This is a genomic window from Nocardia sp. NPDC003693 (genome assembly GCF_053981095.1).
Map to the genome: position 1 here is coordinate 101,455 of NZ_JBSFNO010000007.1, position 13,745 is coordinate 115,199.

A 13,745-nucleotide genomic window follows, 5' to 3' on the forward strand; every position below is an offset into this window, starting at 1 on the left:
CCAGCGCCCTGTCGGGCGCTCTCAGTGGGTTCCTGTTTCACTGGGGCTCGCTCTCCGCTAGGCGGACAGACTTACAGCCCCTCCGCAGGCGTTTAACCTCTCGGCCCGTCCGGCCGCGAGTATGTTGATCGCCGCATTCAGATCGCGGTCGTGGATCGCACCGCAAGTGCACGTCCATTCCCGGACACGCAACGGCTTCTTCTCCCCGACCACCCCACACACCGAGCACATGCGCGTGGACGGAAACCAACGGTCGACCTTCCCGAAGGTCCGCCCGTATCGGGCGGCTTTTTCCTCCAGCAACCGCGTGAATATGCCCCACCCTGCATCGTGCACCGACTTCGCCAACCGGGTCCGTGCCAGACCTTTGATGCTCAAGTTCTCCACATACACCGCTTGGTTATCACGGATGATCATGGTGGAATGCTTGTGCGCCCAATCCCGGCGCGTATCGGCCACTTTGGCGTGAGCGATGGCGACCCTCATCCGAGCCTTGGCTCGGTTCTTCGACCCCTTCTCCTTGCGGGACAACGCTTTCTGAGCCTTCCGTAAGCGGCGTTCCGCCTGTCGCAGGATACGCGGGGACCCGATCCGCTTCCCGTTCGACAACACCGCGAACGCCGCGAGCCCCAGATCGATACCCACCTCAGACACCACGGGCGGCAGCTGCTCGTTGTCGGTTCGCACCACGAACGACGCGAAATACCTTCCGCTCGCGTCTTTGATCACGGTCACCGACGACGGATCGGACGGCAGTTCCCTTGACCAGCGCACCGCGATGTCTCCGACCTTCGGTAACCGGAGCTTCCCGCCCGGCGTCACCGCGAACCGGGAGTTCTTCGTGAACCGGATCGACTGCCGAGCGTCCTTGCGAGACCGGAACTTCGGCGGTGCCATTCTCGCGCCTTTGCGTTTCCCGGTCACCGACTGAAAGAAGTTGCGGTAGGCGGTGTTCAAGTCCGCCAGCGCCTGCTGCAACACTACCGACGATACTTCGGTGAGCCATGCGCGTTCGGGCGACTTCTTCGACTCAGTCAAGCGCTTCGACAACTCCGCGTCCGAGAGCCGCTGCCCGTTGCCGAACGCTGTCTGTCTCGCGGCCAGCCCGTCGTTGAACACCACTCGTGCGCACCCGAACGCCTTGGCCAACGAGATTTGTTGGCCGGGCGTGGGGTAAAGGCGGAAGTTGTACCGCAGTTGCACCCGGCGACTGTATCGCCGGCCACCGACAGAGAACCTATTCACACTGGTAGGAGCCAGTATTCACGCTGCGGCTCAGTCGGCGGAGCACCAATCAATGTGTCGCGGCCGGTCCATCGACCAGCGGGAACGTCCGCTGTAGGGCACGCTCGGGCCTTGGCGGACTTCCCGCGTGGGCTTTCACCACCGCCTGAAGGGCGGCACACCAGCCCACATTCCGGCAGCCCGCCACAGTGATCGTCTTCGTGCCCAATTGCGATCGAGCCGTTTCGGCGTCGCGACTGGGGCCGATGGACCCGGCGCCGAGAGGTCCATTTTTGGGACTATTCGCTCCATTGTTGCGCTTCACGCCATTGCACGCGATCAACAACCAGAACGCCGGCCCCACGCAGGGCCCGCCCTCGACGACACCCCCTCCACTCATCATCACCAGGAGGAAGGCGCTACCGCTACCCCCACCCACCACCCAGGACTGGATCGCCACCGCCACGATCAGTTTCAGCGATGGCGCGGGACGGCCACCCCTGACCACCACCTTCGACCCTGACAGCATGCAACTGGCGGAGAGTCACGCTCCGCACGGCGGAGCCCTCCGGCGCGGTCACCTCGCGCCCACACTACCAACGCGCCTGCTGGTATCTGCGGCGTGGACGTGTTCGACAAGGGGCCATCAGTGCCGTTTGATCGACGCGGATTGCTATCGCGCACAAAGATACTGAATCACGGGGTGGTCCGATTCAGTGCAGCGTTCGACCACCGTATCGCTGCCAGTTCGCCCCGATACCAACCCTTGTCAAGAATTCGACTGCTCTTTTGTGCAGCGGCACAGGAACAATGGCTGACCGGGACCGATGGAAGCCCGATCGTTCGAGTTGGCCGACCGTCCGGTTCGTGGTAACGTCCCGATCGCTTCAATGTGTGGGGGGCTACACAGGCAGGGGTGTCATTCGCCTTCATGGTGATCAGCTATACCAATTTCGGTAACTACAGCGACGACTGGGACGATGAACCGATCCATCGACCAGCGTCGGATCGGCCTGCGGCCAATGCCGCGCCCGGCGGTCTCAGTACATCATCCCCGGTATCGATCGTGGTCGATAGCGCCTTGCTTCCGGTGCGGATGGAATTCAGCTACCGCTGGAAGAACGAGGTTCCGGTCAACCGGGTCGGTACCGAACTCATGAACGCCTACCTGACCGGTGTCAACGAACGATGCGCCCGGCTTGTCGGCGATCCGGGTCAGCCACCCCAGCACGACGGAGTGGTTTCTGCCCGGCAAAGGTATGCGGCATTGCTCGAAACGCGTACGTGGGACGAATACACCCGTCTGCGGAACGGAACCCTCGGCCTGGGAACCTATCAAGTATCCGGACCGACCGAGGTGGACGACGAGCCCGTCATGACGGTCAAGGGGAACCGGCTCAATATCGTGTCGTTTCAGGTGTGGCTGGGCTGGGCCGGATGCGCCGAGCCATGGATGCTCGAGAGCGAAACGCTGGCGTGCGTTCAGAAAATTCGTGATCTGCGCCCGAGTTTGGCAACGGCCCATGACTATTCCGGGTACAGCGACGACGAACTCGAATCGATGGACGATCAGCACCGTAGAAGACTGATCGACAATAGGGGGATATAAATGGGTTACCCAACGGACGGCAAAGTCGAAGTTTCAATGAACAGGCTGCTTCACGTGGCCGACGAATGGAATGCCGCCAACACCAACCTCAGTAGCGCCGCAACGAAAACGCTCAGCAGCGAAGTGAATATCAGCGAATCCGAAGTCGGACTCTTCACCGATTTCTACGAGGTGTACAGGAAGGTACCCGGCGTGGCTTACTTCCTACTGACCGAGGGCGCCGAGGTGAGCCGTCTGCTGGGCTCGCACTTGCGTAACGGGTATGAGCTGTACAAGCACGAGGAAGAGACCAGCCGGGACGAGTTCCGGGCGATTCTGGGGGGTTAGTGGTGGGTAGAGTCGAAGACGCACGCGCGAATTTGGGTCTGGCTCTCGCCGATCTTCTCGGAGCAGACCCGAAGTTGGATCAGTTGTCGCCCCAGGTGGACGCCACGTTCAAAGTCGCGGAGGACATGATCAAGTTCTTCGTGGGCGAAGAAAAGTCTGGTATATGGCCTCTGGAGTTCGATAATCCGCTGTACGCCTGGACGATCGGAGACAGGAAGCAGGAGGTGAAGAACAAGATCGAGGATCTGCTTTACGGAACCGACGAGGCGCCCGGGATAAAAGATTTCCTCGTCGGGGCCGCGCTGCCGATAACCTTGATCGATGTCGCAGGCGTGTGGCGTGTGAGTATCCTGAAAGATCTCGAGAACGCCGCCAACAATTTCGGTGATACCAATTTGATGGGTTATTGGGATGGTCCCGCGCAGCTGATCTATCAGAACATGCGAACGGACAAACAGAAGCCTGCGTTCGAGGCGATGAAAACGTATGCGACCACGGTCGCGAGCGAGTTGGAGACGGTCGGCACGACGGTCGAATCTCTGTATGCTGACTTGGCGAAACACGTCATAGACTTGGTCGCCGCAGTGGCGACGTCGATGGCGAAACAGTATTCGGTAACCGGAATCGTAACCTTCATGTCGGCGTATGCGTCAACGATCATCGACCTGTGTAAGTCCGCGTCCAAAGGGATCGTCGACATCTTGGCGGCCACGACCAAAGTGTCGGTGAACGAAGGCAAACTGAGGTCGCTGATCGAAGTCCCGACCGGAATGCCAAATGGTCACTGGCCCGGCGCGACTGGACAGAACGTGGACCCGACCAACCGCAACGAGCTTCTATACTCCGTGAATAACTTCGGAGTTCTCGACAACAGCGTCCTGTGGAAGATCTCGACGGACGGAGCATAGAGATTATGCGACATTTTCGATTTGTTCTGCTGGCGGTATCAGCACTGGTGGTGCTGCTCAGCGGCTGCGGTGACCCGTATCGAGACGACCTGCAGACGGACCTCGATGCCAGCCCTTCTCACGTCAAGCAGGGGAAGGTATGCGAGCAGCTCGCCGGGTTCCTGGAAACCCAGCTCTCCGTCGGAGATGTGCAATATTCACCGGGAGCGGTTTCCGAATATTTCGACAAGCCGATTGAGTGGACGATGCTCTGCCGGCCGAGCGCGTCCGATAAGTATGTTGGACTGTTGCAGGTCAGGAACCCGCAACTCAAGGGCACCTCGGAGCCCGCCAATACGGCCTACGCTCCCGCTACGGGATTCTCCGAGAAGGCGTGGATCGCTCCCGGTCAAAAATATCGGACACAGGTCGGGTCATGGGTCGTGGAGCTAGAAATCCTGGAGGAAAACATCACAACCCCTACCGGCAAGCTGGTCATGACGGACGAACTCATTCGCAAGACGATCGAATTCATGATCGACCTGGCTCGTGAAGTGCAACAGTGACACTGTGAGCCGAAGACTCGACAACCCGGCCCCGAAACGGCTGGGTTGTCGCATTTCTGGGTGGGCGGAGCACGGCGTCGGACGCACTCGAATCGAGCGCACTCGCCGGACGCGGCCTCGGAAAGCCTGAGTGAGAACGCGTTGTGGATGACTGCGACGATCGACCCACACTCCGACCGGGGCCACGATCACGCGCCCCGCCCCATGGCCTTCCGCCGCTGCCCCCAGCGCGGCGGCCGAAGGCCATAGCAACCAGCTGCCCGGCCGGGTGGCATGTTGTCCAATTCATCGTTCGCGGTGCGGCCCCAGCACTCGTGGTCCCCCGAACATCGCCGGACCGGCGAGGTCGAGCAAATCGTGGTAGCGCTCGCCGAACACGTGCGCGAGTTTGGCACCGCCGATGTGATGCGGATCGGCGCCGGACACGACATCGCTCTCACCAGCGGCCCCGATCCGCGCAGCTGCCCGTTCGCGATCTGTCTGCGGTGGACACGAATGCAGGCCTACCACGACAAGCTTTCCAGCAACCGGCTGCTGGCACGCGCGTTGACTGCGCAGCCCCGGTCCACCGCGGCCTCCGAAACCAAACTCCATCCGCTGCCGCCGCTGGACCCGCGCAAGGACGGTCCGTTGATCACCGCGTTCAACCAGCGGTGCAGACCGCGGCCCGGCGCTTGGACCGTCGTGGGGTCAACCGCGCGCGCTCGGGCGCGTGGTCCACGCACACCTGAGCGGCACCGCACGCCTGCGCCGCGAATTGATGTCATAACCTGCGTCGGCCAGCGCGTCCGCGAGCACGGTCAACTCGCCCCGATTGGACGCGTCACCTTCGGCCATCTGTTCGAAAACGGTCTCGTAGTTGCGGGCCTCTCGCGTCAGCCCTCGCTGGATAGTGAGCTTTCACCACCGCCCTGGAGGGTGGCGTACCAGCCCGCATTCCGGTCGCCCACCACAGTGGTCGTGCACCAACCGAGATCGAGCCGTTCCGTCGCCGAGACCGGGGCCGATGGACCCGGCGCCGACACGCCCCTTATCTGGACTATTCGCTTATCGCGCTCGTCTTTCCGCAGAGCCTTGTTGCGCTTCAGCACGATCCACACGATCAATAACCAGAACGCCGGCCCCGCGCAGGGCCCGCCCACGACGACAACCCCCAATCCACCCAGCATCACAAGGAGGAAGGCGCTACCCCTCAATACCTTTCGATCGAAAGGTATAGGCGCCGAACGCACATGACGACTACCACCGCACCCACCACCCAGGACTGGATCGCCACCGCCACCGCCGTCGGGACGAAACTGAGCGACGGGGTCGCCGAGCGTGACCGCACCGGAGAATTCTCCACCGAGGCCTTCGACCTGCTGCGATCCTCGGGCCTGAGCGCCGCGCTGGTGCCGGTGGAGTTCGGCGGCGGCGGGGTGAGCCATCGCGAGATGGGCGAGATCCTGCGCGTGCTCGGCCGGCACGATCCCTCCACCGCCGTGGCCTTCGCCATGCACACCCACCTGGTCGCCGCGCAGGTCTGGCGGCACAAGCACGGCATCGACGCGAGCGCGGTCTTCGGCAAGGTGGCCGCGGGCGCGATCCTGGTCAGCACCGGCGCCTCGGACTGGGTCGATTCCAACGGCCACGCGGTCAAGGTCGAGGGCGGCTACCGCATCACCGCGCGCAAGGCGCCGGCCAGCGGCTGCGAGTCGGGGACCATCGCGGTGACCAGCATCCGCTGGGAGGATTCCCCCGAGGGCCCGCGCGTGCTGCACTTCGCGGTACCGCTCGCCGCCGACGGCGTGCGCATCGAAAAGACCTGGGACACCATCGGTTTGCGGGCCAGCGGCTCACACACCCTGGTGTTCGAGGATGTCTTCGTGCCCGACGCCGCCGTCTCGCTGAATCGTCCGGCGACCGGCTGGCCGCCGGTGCTCAACACGGTGATCGGCGCGGCCATGCCGTTGGTCATGGCCGCCTACCTGGGCATCGCCGATCGTGCGGTGGAAACGGTGACGGAGCTGCTGGCGGGGCGGGCCGACGCGCATACCGTCGGCTCGGCGGGCGAGATGATGAACGCGTACGTCACGGCCGTCGATCTGATCGAGGCCATGTTCACCGCCTCGGACGATCTGAACTTCGACAACACCGACGCCAACGCCGCCCGGATCCTCAGCCGCAAAACGGTTTCCGCGGACAAGCTCATCGAAACCGTTCGCCTGGCCATCGAAACCGTGGGCGGCGCGGGCTATTCCCGCGGGCTTCCGCTGGAAATGTGGTACCGCGATATTCACGGCTGCCTGTTCCACCCGCTCCCGCGTGCCAAGCAGCTCCGCTTCACCGGCCATGTGCTCCTGGGTCACAGCCCGCTGGGCTGATATTCCGGAGCGTCTCGAACCGCCGGATCAGTGCGCCGGACCGGTAATTCACGGTCCCCGACGCGGTGATCCGGCACGGTCCGGCTACTGATTGCTCAGCGGCTCCAGCACGAATACCGTCGCCCAGTATTCCGCGGCCGCGGGACCCATGTAGGGCATGAGAAAGTCATAGAGCAGGTAGGACACGAACGAGTCACCTCCAGTTCCAGCTCACCACACCCGGTGTGCGGCAAGCGTGTCCGACCATAGCCGACATGTGCGGAGCCCACATCCGCAACCGCTCGAACGGCATCGAGTGCAAAATCGGTGGTGGCCGGTGCCACCACCGATTTCTCGTTCCGGCGGTTAATCCCAGCGATCGAGGGTATAGCGGGTCCGGATTCCCCCCGACGTCACGCGGAAGGTGTGATTCAGTGCGCCGCCTTTGGACATCAGCAGTCCGCACACCTCGGCGGCGTCCCTGTCCGCGACCACCGCGTCTTTCGCGTACGCCTCCAATGTCTTTCGAATCTCGTGCAATTCGCTCGACAGGAATTCCGGGAAGAACCCCGCACCCTTGGTGTAGGTCGTGTCCGTCGCACCCGCGAGCGCGAACAGCACCGCCTGCTCGCGGTGCGTGGTGTCGGCCTCGACGTGCCAGGTCGCCGGATGCGCGACGACGGCGGTCACGTCGTGGAACTTCCCCGCGCGCAGTCCCCACTGCGTGGCCGGCGAGCCGTTGACGTACACGTACCAGGTCACCGGATTGCGGCGATCGGGCCTGTCCCACTGCACGATCGGCGGCGCGTCCGCGTCGGCCGCGGTCACCATCGCGCCGTAACCGGCCTTGCCCTCGGGCACCGAGAATTCGATGTGCTCGGCCCCGGGCAGCACGGTGCGGGCGAACTTCTCCCACGTGATGACGACAGGGTCCCCGTCGAGATCGGTTGCCGCGCGCTGTTTCCGGGCCGGCTTCAGATGCCCGAACACGCCCTCGGCCGGCGCCGCGTCGACCACGGCCGGGGACCACATCGGATGCACGTCCGCGAGCCTGGCGAACCGGCGCTCGAGCGAGCCGGCCGCACGCAACTCGCCGATCACCCGCTCGGCCCGCGCGATCATCTGGTCGGTCGGGGCCGCGGTGGGGCGGCGATACTGCAGCGGGTGCATCTTCTCGGCGAAGCGGCGTGTCACATCCGCGTGCGCGAGCCCGTCGGCGAGGTCGGTGAGCAGGGTGCCGATCATGCCGCTCTTGACGTGGCAGTAGCCCGCCGGAGCGGAAGCCGTTGCCAGCCACAGCAGATTCTCGCGCTGCCGCCGTGCGACCACGCCCTTGCCGCGCACCGATGCGAGCCGCTCGTGCAGCGCGAGCAGCCACGAGCCCGCGCCGAGCACGGCGTCCGACCGGTACAGCTGCTCGGTGCGCAGCAGCGCCACCGCCTTCTTCACGACCTCGTGCGGGAACTCCGCCAGGGCGCGCTCGAGCGTCACGCGGTCCTCACGCTTGGCCGCGGCGTACTGGCGCGCGGTGTACAGCCCGCTCCCGGAGAAGATCAGCTCGGCGGGCGGGGTCACCGACAGGTGGGTCCAGCCACCGGCCTCCCCGGCGCCCCAGGCACGCTCGGCGGTACGGAAAACCGAAGTGACGGGCCGGTTTTCGACCACCTCGGCCAGGGCCGCGACCGCCTTGGCGTACATCGGCGGGGTGCCGTCGCCGTGCCACAGCACCGACTCGGCCGTACCGTCCGGGCCGATCGTCACCAGTCCGCCGTACCTGCGCACGAAGGCGCGGCAGGTCCCACAGGTGTTCTCCGCCACCAGATCCGGCGGCAGCTCGCCCAGGAACACCTCGAACAGGCCGTCGGTGTCGACGGTGAAGAGGTCGAACTCCCCCGGGTCCCGCTCCGCGAATCGGGTTCGCACGCTCGCGAGGAACTCGTCGTACCGGTCGTCGGCTCGGGGCTGCGCTGCACCGGGCACGGTATGCGTCATGATGATTCAGATCTTCCGTCGGGACAACTGGCCCCGAGACTAGCGCGCGCATACCGTTGCCTGCGCCTGGTTTTCGACCCCGGATCAGGTCAGGGAGTAGACATAGCGGCTGGTGGGCACCAGGTCCAGGTTCAGGTGCGCGCCGAAGCTGACCACGCTCTCCATCATCCGGGTGACCCGGCGCTGGAGCTCGGCGTCGTCGCCGCCGCTGCCGTAGAAGGCGTGCGCGCTGGTCATGGCCGCCATCGGGAACAGTTCCTCGACCAGGGCGTCGACCCGGTTGCCCGGGGTGATCGGCTCGGTGACGGTGTTCTGCACGTACCCGAAGGTGTCCTGGGTTTCGATGGCGACGGTGGTGTGCCGATCGTGCCAGATGTGCAGCCACTCTTCGCGGGTGAGCTCTTCCGGGATGCGCAGCAGCGCGAAGTTCGACAGCGCGTCGGTGCGCGTGCCGTTCTCGACCCGCGGCGGGACGATCGGGGTCCGCTCGTCCACGATCCATCCGTTGACCTCGTCCGCCACGGAGGCGACGGCCGCGGTCACGGCTTCGTGCCCGCCCCGGGTGCGCACGCTGACGATCGCGTCGATCGGGGTCTCGTAGGTCGAATGCCGCACCTGCGCGGCCGCCACGTCGGCGTCGCGGACGTTGACCTGCCACTCGCTCGCCCCGACATCGGCCAGCCGGTTCCGCAGTTCCGCGGCGTGCAGCCGCTCGTCCAACCCCGAACCCCACAGCGCGTACATCAGCTTCATACCGAAATCCTTGCCACCGATCACCATTGACCGGCCCACGGTAACCGCCCGCACCGCCGAAACTAAGAACTTTCGCTTAAAGTCCCGGCCACTGGAACGCGATGCCGACCGAGGCATCGACGCGATGGACGACGCCCTTCGGATACGTCACCACCGCGGGCGACCCGAGCCGGGCGCGACGGCCCGGTTCCGCCTGTCAGCGGATCGAGCGGACCTCCGGATCGGCGTCGGCGTCGGCAGCCGTGATCGCCTCGGCCAGCAGTTCGTCCAGGTGGTACGGATACACGGTCTCCCCGGAGTGATCCAGGGTCTTGATGTCCTCCGGCGCGCACCACTTGTTGCCGGTGATCGAGCGGCGCTCGATGAAGTCGAGCTTCGCGGGCACGGGCTCGAAATTGCGCACCCGCAGGGCGAAGAACAGTTCCTCGGAGCGAATCAGCTCGCCGTTGAAGGGAAACACCGCCACGCGACGCCAGAGCGGGCCGCGCAGCCCGGCCGGATCCGCGACATGGCCGGTCTCCTCGTGGAGTTCACGAATCGCGGCCTCGCGCAACGACTCCCCGGTCTCGACGCCGCCGCCGATGGTGAACCAGAACTCCACGTCCGGCACCTTGGGGTCACGCCCGCGCAGGAGCAGGACACGGTCCTGTTCGTCCAGCAGCACCACGCGCGCCGAGGTGCGCACGGTGTCGACCTCGAGCCCGGTGGACGCGGCGGGGGTGACGCGTTCGGCGATCTCGAAATAGGTGGGCAGCGGCGCGGTGCCGCCCAGGTGCAGCACGCGCACCAGGCGGCGGGTGCGCAGGGCCAGGGTGTCGCGCACCGCGTCGTTGTGGAAGCGCCGCGCGATCAGCACGCGCGCCTCGGCGTCGGCCAGCTCGGCCACCAATTGCGGTGGCAGCGAATCGATGTCGACCGCCGACAGCGCGCCTGCCAGCTGATTCTCCACCGCTTCGCGGGCCTGCCAGTCCGAGCGCTCGGCCCGGTCCGCCAGGGCGATGAGCCGCCGCGACTGCTCGAACAACTCCGGGTCCGCGCTCGGCACCCCGAGCACCGCGGCCACCGATCGGGCCACCACCGCGCGCCGGGCCAGCGCCGCGTCGAGCGCGTTGCGCGCCTGATCCGAGCGCACGTGCAGGCGGTCCAGGCGATTGGCGGTGGTGTACGCCCAGACGCCGATGGTGATGACGAGCGCGGCGACGAGTGCGAGGACCAGAATGGCCGTCGCGGAGAAAGTGATCACCCGGCGGTCCTGACGCGCAGGTCACCCACGGTGACGGTTTCGTAGACCCGCAGGATCTGCTCGGCCACCACCGGCCAGTCGTATTCGCCGACCACCTGATTGGCGGTGCGCACGAGTTCCTCGCGGCGTTCGACATCGGTCAGCACGGTGTCCAGGGCCTCGGCGAGCCGATCGGAGTCGCCCACCGGCACCAGCATGCCCGCGGTGCCGTCCCGCAGCACCCGGCGGAAGGCGTCCAGATCGCTCGCCACCACGGCGGTTCCGGCGGCCATGGCCTCAACAAGCACGATGCCGAAGCTCTCGCCGCCGATGTTGGGCGCGCAGTACACGTCGGCGCTGCGCATGGCCGAGGCCTTGTCCGCGTCCGAGACCTGCCCCAGGAACCGCAGGTGCGAGGCGTTCTCCCCGGCCTCGCGGCGCAGGCGGTCCTCGTCGCCGCGGCCCACGATCAGCACCTCGACCTCGGGGTGGCGGCGGACCAGTTCGGGCAGCGCGCCCAGCAGCACGTCCATGCCCTTGCGCGGCTCGTCGAACCGGCCCAGGAACAGCACGCTGCCCCCGGCGCGCGGATAGCCCGGCAGCAGTGGAGCATTGGCGAAGGCGGGCACGTCCACGCCGTTGGGGATCTCGACCGCGTCTCCGCCCAGGGCCTCCACCTGCCAGCGCCGGGCCAGCTCGGAGACCGCGATCCGCCCGCTGATCTTCTCGTGGTATGGGCGCAGCACGCCCTGAAAAGTACTGAGCACCAACGACTTCGTGGTCGAGGTATGGAAGGTCGCCACGATGGGACCCTCGGCGATCTTGAGCGCCAGCATCGACAGACTCGGCGCGTTCGGCTCGTGGATGTGCAGCACGTCGAAATCGTTGTCGGTGATCCAGCGCCGGATGCGGGTGTAGGCGGTGGGCCCGAACGACAGTCGCGCCACCGACCCGTTGTAGGGAATGGCGACCGCGCGCCCGGCCGAGACCACGAAGTCCGGCAGCGGGGTGTCCTCCGAGGCGGGGGCGAGCACGCTCACCTTGTGCCCGCGCTCGATCAGGACCTGCGCCAACTCCACGACATGCGACTGCACGCCGCCCGGCACGTCGAACGAGTACGGGCAGACCATGCCGATTCTCATAGAGCGCTGTCCCCCCGCGCGATGTCCGGTGCCCGATAGCCGAGTTGGCGTTGTGCGGCCGCGATGCGATCGAGCCGTTCGGGCGAGAGATCACCCTCCCACAGCGGTTGCAGCATGTGCCAGTCCGCGGGGTGCTCGGCGATGTTGGCCTCGAAGCGCGCGGCCAGGGCCTGCGTCGCGGCCTCCACCCCGTCCGAGACATCAAGGGGCTGTTCGGTTTTGAAGCGCCACGCCTCGCGACCCTGTTCGTCGACGATGGACCAGCCGTGCACCGGGATCAGCGCCGCGCCGGTCTCGACGGCGAGCTTGGCCGCGCCGGCGGGCATCCAGGTGCGCTCGCCGAAGAAGTTCACCGGCACACCTTTGCCGGTCAGGTCGCGCTCGCCCATCAGGCACACGACCCGGTTCTGCCGGAGTCGCTCGGCCAGCGCGGGAAACGGGGGCTGTTCGCCGCCCGTCAGCGCGAACACCTCGAAGCCGAGGCTCTCGCGATACTCCACGAACCGCTTGAACAGCGATTCCGGCTGCAGCCGCTCGGCGACCGTGGAGAACGGCCCGTAGTTCTGCACCAGCCACATGCCGGCCATATCCCAGTTGCCCGAATGCGGCAGCACCAGCACCACGCCGCGCCCGGCCTCGAGCGCCGTTTCGAGATTCTCGATCTGCGCGACCTGGATGATGCCCGAGCGCGCCATCTCCGCGTGATCCATGGACGGCAGCCGGAACGCCTCGCGCCAGTACCGGGCGTAGGCCCGCATGCTGTCCCGGATCAGGGTGTCCGGCACCGCATCGGGGGTGGTGCCGATGACGCGAGCCAGGTTGCGCCGCAACTGATTCGGGTGCCCGGCGTGCGACGCGCGATTCGCCCTGCGAGCGGCGGCGTCCGCGCCCGCGTCGAAGATCCGGCGCGCGGTCCCGTCCGGGAGCCCGCGCACCAGTCGCCACCCGGCCGCGTATGCCTTGTCGGTCATCGCGGACGTGAAATCGGTGCTCACCGCTGCGGTTCCTCCGGCGCGTTCGTCGACTTGCCGGTCGCCGCCACGGGAGCGATGACCTCGCGGGCGCCGGGCGAATTACGCACGGCCAGCACCCGCTGGAAAACGGTGACGATGCTCAGCACCGCCAGGACGTACATGGCCGCGTACACCGCGTACGAGAGCCATTCGATGCCGAAATGCCCGCCGATGCCGGTGAATCCGGCGCCGACCAGCACGATGACGAGCCGGTCCGGCCGCTCGATGAGCCCGCCGTCGGCCGAGAGCCCGCTGGCCTCGGCGCGCGCCTTGGCGTAGGAGATGACCTGCGAGGTCACCAGGACCACCAGGGTCGCCACGAACAGTTCGCGCGAACCCTCGTTGTACACCGCCCACCAGGCCAGACCACCGAAGATCGCGCCGTCTGCCACCCGATCACAGGTGGCGTCCAGCACCGCACCGTACTTCGTGCCGCCGCCGCGCGCCCGCGCCATGGCGCCGTCCAGCATGTCGAACATGACGAACAGCCAGATCACCATCGTTCCCCAGAACAGGTGATCCGACGGGAACAGCGTCACCGCCGCGGCGATCGTGGCGGTGGTACCGATGAGCGTCATCGCGTCCGGGGTCAGACCGGTGCCCACCAGCGCTTTGCCCAGGGGCGCGGTCGCTTTGGCGAACGTTTCGCGACCGAAGAAGCTCAGCAC

At 66.1% G+C, this 13,745-nt stretch carries 13 protein-coding genes; 6 read left to right on the forward strand and 7 right to left on the reverse strand.

Annotated features, from left to right (window positions below; genetic code table 11):
* Positions 1–57: 57 nt before the first annotated feature.
* Positions 58–1,203 carry an RNA-guided endonuclease InsQ/TnpB family protein gene (locus ACWDOP_RS11170; protein ID WP_456344916.1) on the reverse strand — a complete coding sequence of 382 codons (1,146 nt, stop codon included), beginning with the start codon at positions 1,201–1,203 and terminating at the stop codon, positions 58–60.
* A gap of 937 nt (positions 1,204–2,140) precedes the next feature.
* Between ACWDOP_RS11170 and ACWDOP_RS11175 the strand changes: the two genes are divergently transcribed.
* The 6 genes from ACWDOP_RS11175 to ACWDOP_RS11200 all read left to right on the forward strand — a co-directional run bounded on the left by ACWDOP_RS11175 (position 2,141) and on the right by ACWDOP_RS11200 (position 6,976).
* A complete protein-coding gene (locus ACWDOP_RS11175) occupies positions 2,141–2,833 on the forward strand; it encodes a hypothetical protein (protein WP_456344917.1) in 693 nt (230 codons plus the stop codon).
* Positions 2,834–2,887: 54 nt separating this feature from the next.
* Positions 2,888–3,160 (forward strand): hypothetical protein, encoded by a 273-nt coding sequence (locus ACWDOP_RS11180; protein ID WP_456344918.1) that lies wholly within the window; start codon positions 2,888–2,890, stop codon positions 3,158–3,160.
* Between the two features lie 2 nt (positions 3,161–3,162).
* Positions 3,163–4,068, forward strand: coding sequence for a hypothetical protein (locus tag ACWDOP_RS11185; RefSeq protein WP_456344919.1), 906 nt, complete (start codon positions 3,163–3,165; stop codon positions 4,066–4,068).
* A complete protein-coding gene (locus tag ACWDOP_RS11190) occupies positions 4,041–4,613 on the forward strand; it encodes a hypothetical protein (RefSeq protein WP_456344920.1) in 573 nt (190 codons plus the stop codon). The genes ACWDOP_RS11185 and ACWDOP_RS11190 overlap by 28 nt, the downstream gene beginning before the upstream one ends.
* 273 nt (positions 4,614–4,886) lie before the next feature.
* Positions 4,887–5,849 carry a hypothetical protein gene (locus ACWDOP_RS11195; protein ID WP_456344921.1) on the forward strand — a complete coding sequence of 321 codons (963 nt, stop codon included), beginning with the start codon at positions 4,887–4,889 and terminating at the stop codon, positions 5,847–5,849.
* The gene (locus tag ACWDOP_RS11200) at positions 5,846–6,976 is read left to right on the forward strand and encodes an acyl-CoA dehydrogenase family protein (protein WP_456344922.1); all 1,131 of its coding nucleotides are present in this window, start codon (positions 5,846–5,848) and stop codon (positions 6,974–6,976) included. Before ACWDOP_RS11195 ends, ACWDOP_RS11200 begins: the two co-directional genes overlap by 4 nt.
* A 345-nt stretch (positions 6,977–7,321) precedes the next feature.
* Here ACWDOP_RS11200 and ACWDOP_RS11205 read toward each other — a convergent pair whose 3' ends face one another.
* From ACWDOP_RS11205 to pgsA, 6 genes are all read right to left on the reverse strand, one after another.
* Complete coding sequence (locus ACWDOP_RS11205; protein ID WP_456344923.1) at positions 7,322–8,947, reverse strand: hypothetical protein; 1,626 nt, start codon at positions 8,945–8,947, stop codon at positions 7,322–7,324.
* A gap of 84 nt (positions 8,948–9,031) precedes the next feature.
* Positions 9,032–9,700: a hypothetical protein gene (locus ACWDOP_RS11210; RefSeq protein ID WP_456344924.1), complete on the reverse strand. Its 669-nt coding sequence runs from the start codon at positions 9,698–9,700 to the stop codon at positions 9,032–9,034.
* Between the two features lie 196 nt (positions 9,701–9,896).
* Positions 9,897–10,940 carry an NUDIX hydrolase gene (locus ACWDOP_RS11215; protein ID WP_456345007.1) on the reverse strand — a complete coding sequence of 348 codons (1,044 nt, stop codon included), beginning with the start codon at positions 10,938–10,940 and terminating at the stop codon, positions 9,897–9,899.
* Positions 10,940–12,064, reverse strand: coding sequence for a glycosyltransferase family 4 protein (locus ACWDOP_RS11220; protein WP_454207254.1), 1,125 nt, complete (start codon positions 12,062–12,064; stop codon positions 10,940–10,942). The genes ACWDOP_RS11215 and ACWDOP_RS11220 overlap by 1 nt, the downstream gene beginning before the upstream one ends.
* Positions 12,061–13,059 (reverse strand): phosphatidylinositol mannoside acyltransferase, encoded by a 999-nt coding sequence (locus tag ACWDOP_RS11225; RefSeq protein ID WP_456344925.1) that lies wholly within the window; start codon positions 13,057–13,059, stop codon positions 12,061–12,063. The genes ACWDOP_RS11220 and ACWDOP_RS11225 overlap by 4 nt, the downstream gene beginning before the upstream one ends.
* On the reverse strand, positions 13,056–13,745 hold the full coding sequence (gene pgsA / locus ACWDOP_RS11230) for a phosphatidylinositol phosphate synthase (protein WP_456344926.1): 690 nt from the start codon (positions 13,743–13,745) through the stop codon (positions 13,056–13,058). Before pgsA ends, ACWDOP_RS11225 begins: the two co-directional genes overlap by 4 nt.

What these genes read in the sequence shown, in the direction of transcription:
- ACWDOP_RS11210 (WP_456344924.1), bottom strand. Translation starts at nt 9,700, where the DNA reads ATGAAGCTGATGTACGCGCTGTGGGGTTCGGGGTTGGACGAGCGGCTG.
- ACWDOP_RS11220 (WP_454207254.1), bottom strand. Translation starts at nt 12,064, where the DNA reads ATGAGAATCGGCATGGTCTGCCCGTACTCGTTCGACGTGCCGGGCGGC.
- ACWDOP_RS11205 (WP_456344923.1), bottom strand. Translation starts at nt 8,947, where the DNA reads ATGACGCATACCGTGCCCGGTGCAGCGCAGCCCCGAGCCGACGACCGG.
- ACWDOP_RS11200 (WP_456344922.1), top strand. Translation starts at nt 5,846, where the DNA reads ATGACGACTACCACCGCACCCACCACCCAGGACTGGATCGCCACCGCC.
- ACWDOP_RS11195 (WP_456344921.1), top strand. Translation starts at nt 4,887, where the DNA reads ATGTTGTCCAATTCATCGTTCGCGGTGCGGCCCCAGCACTCGTGGTCC.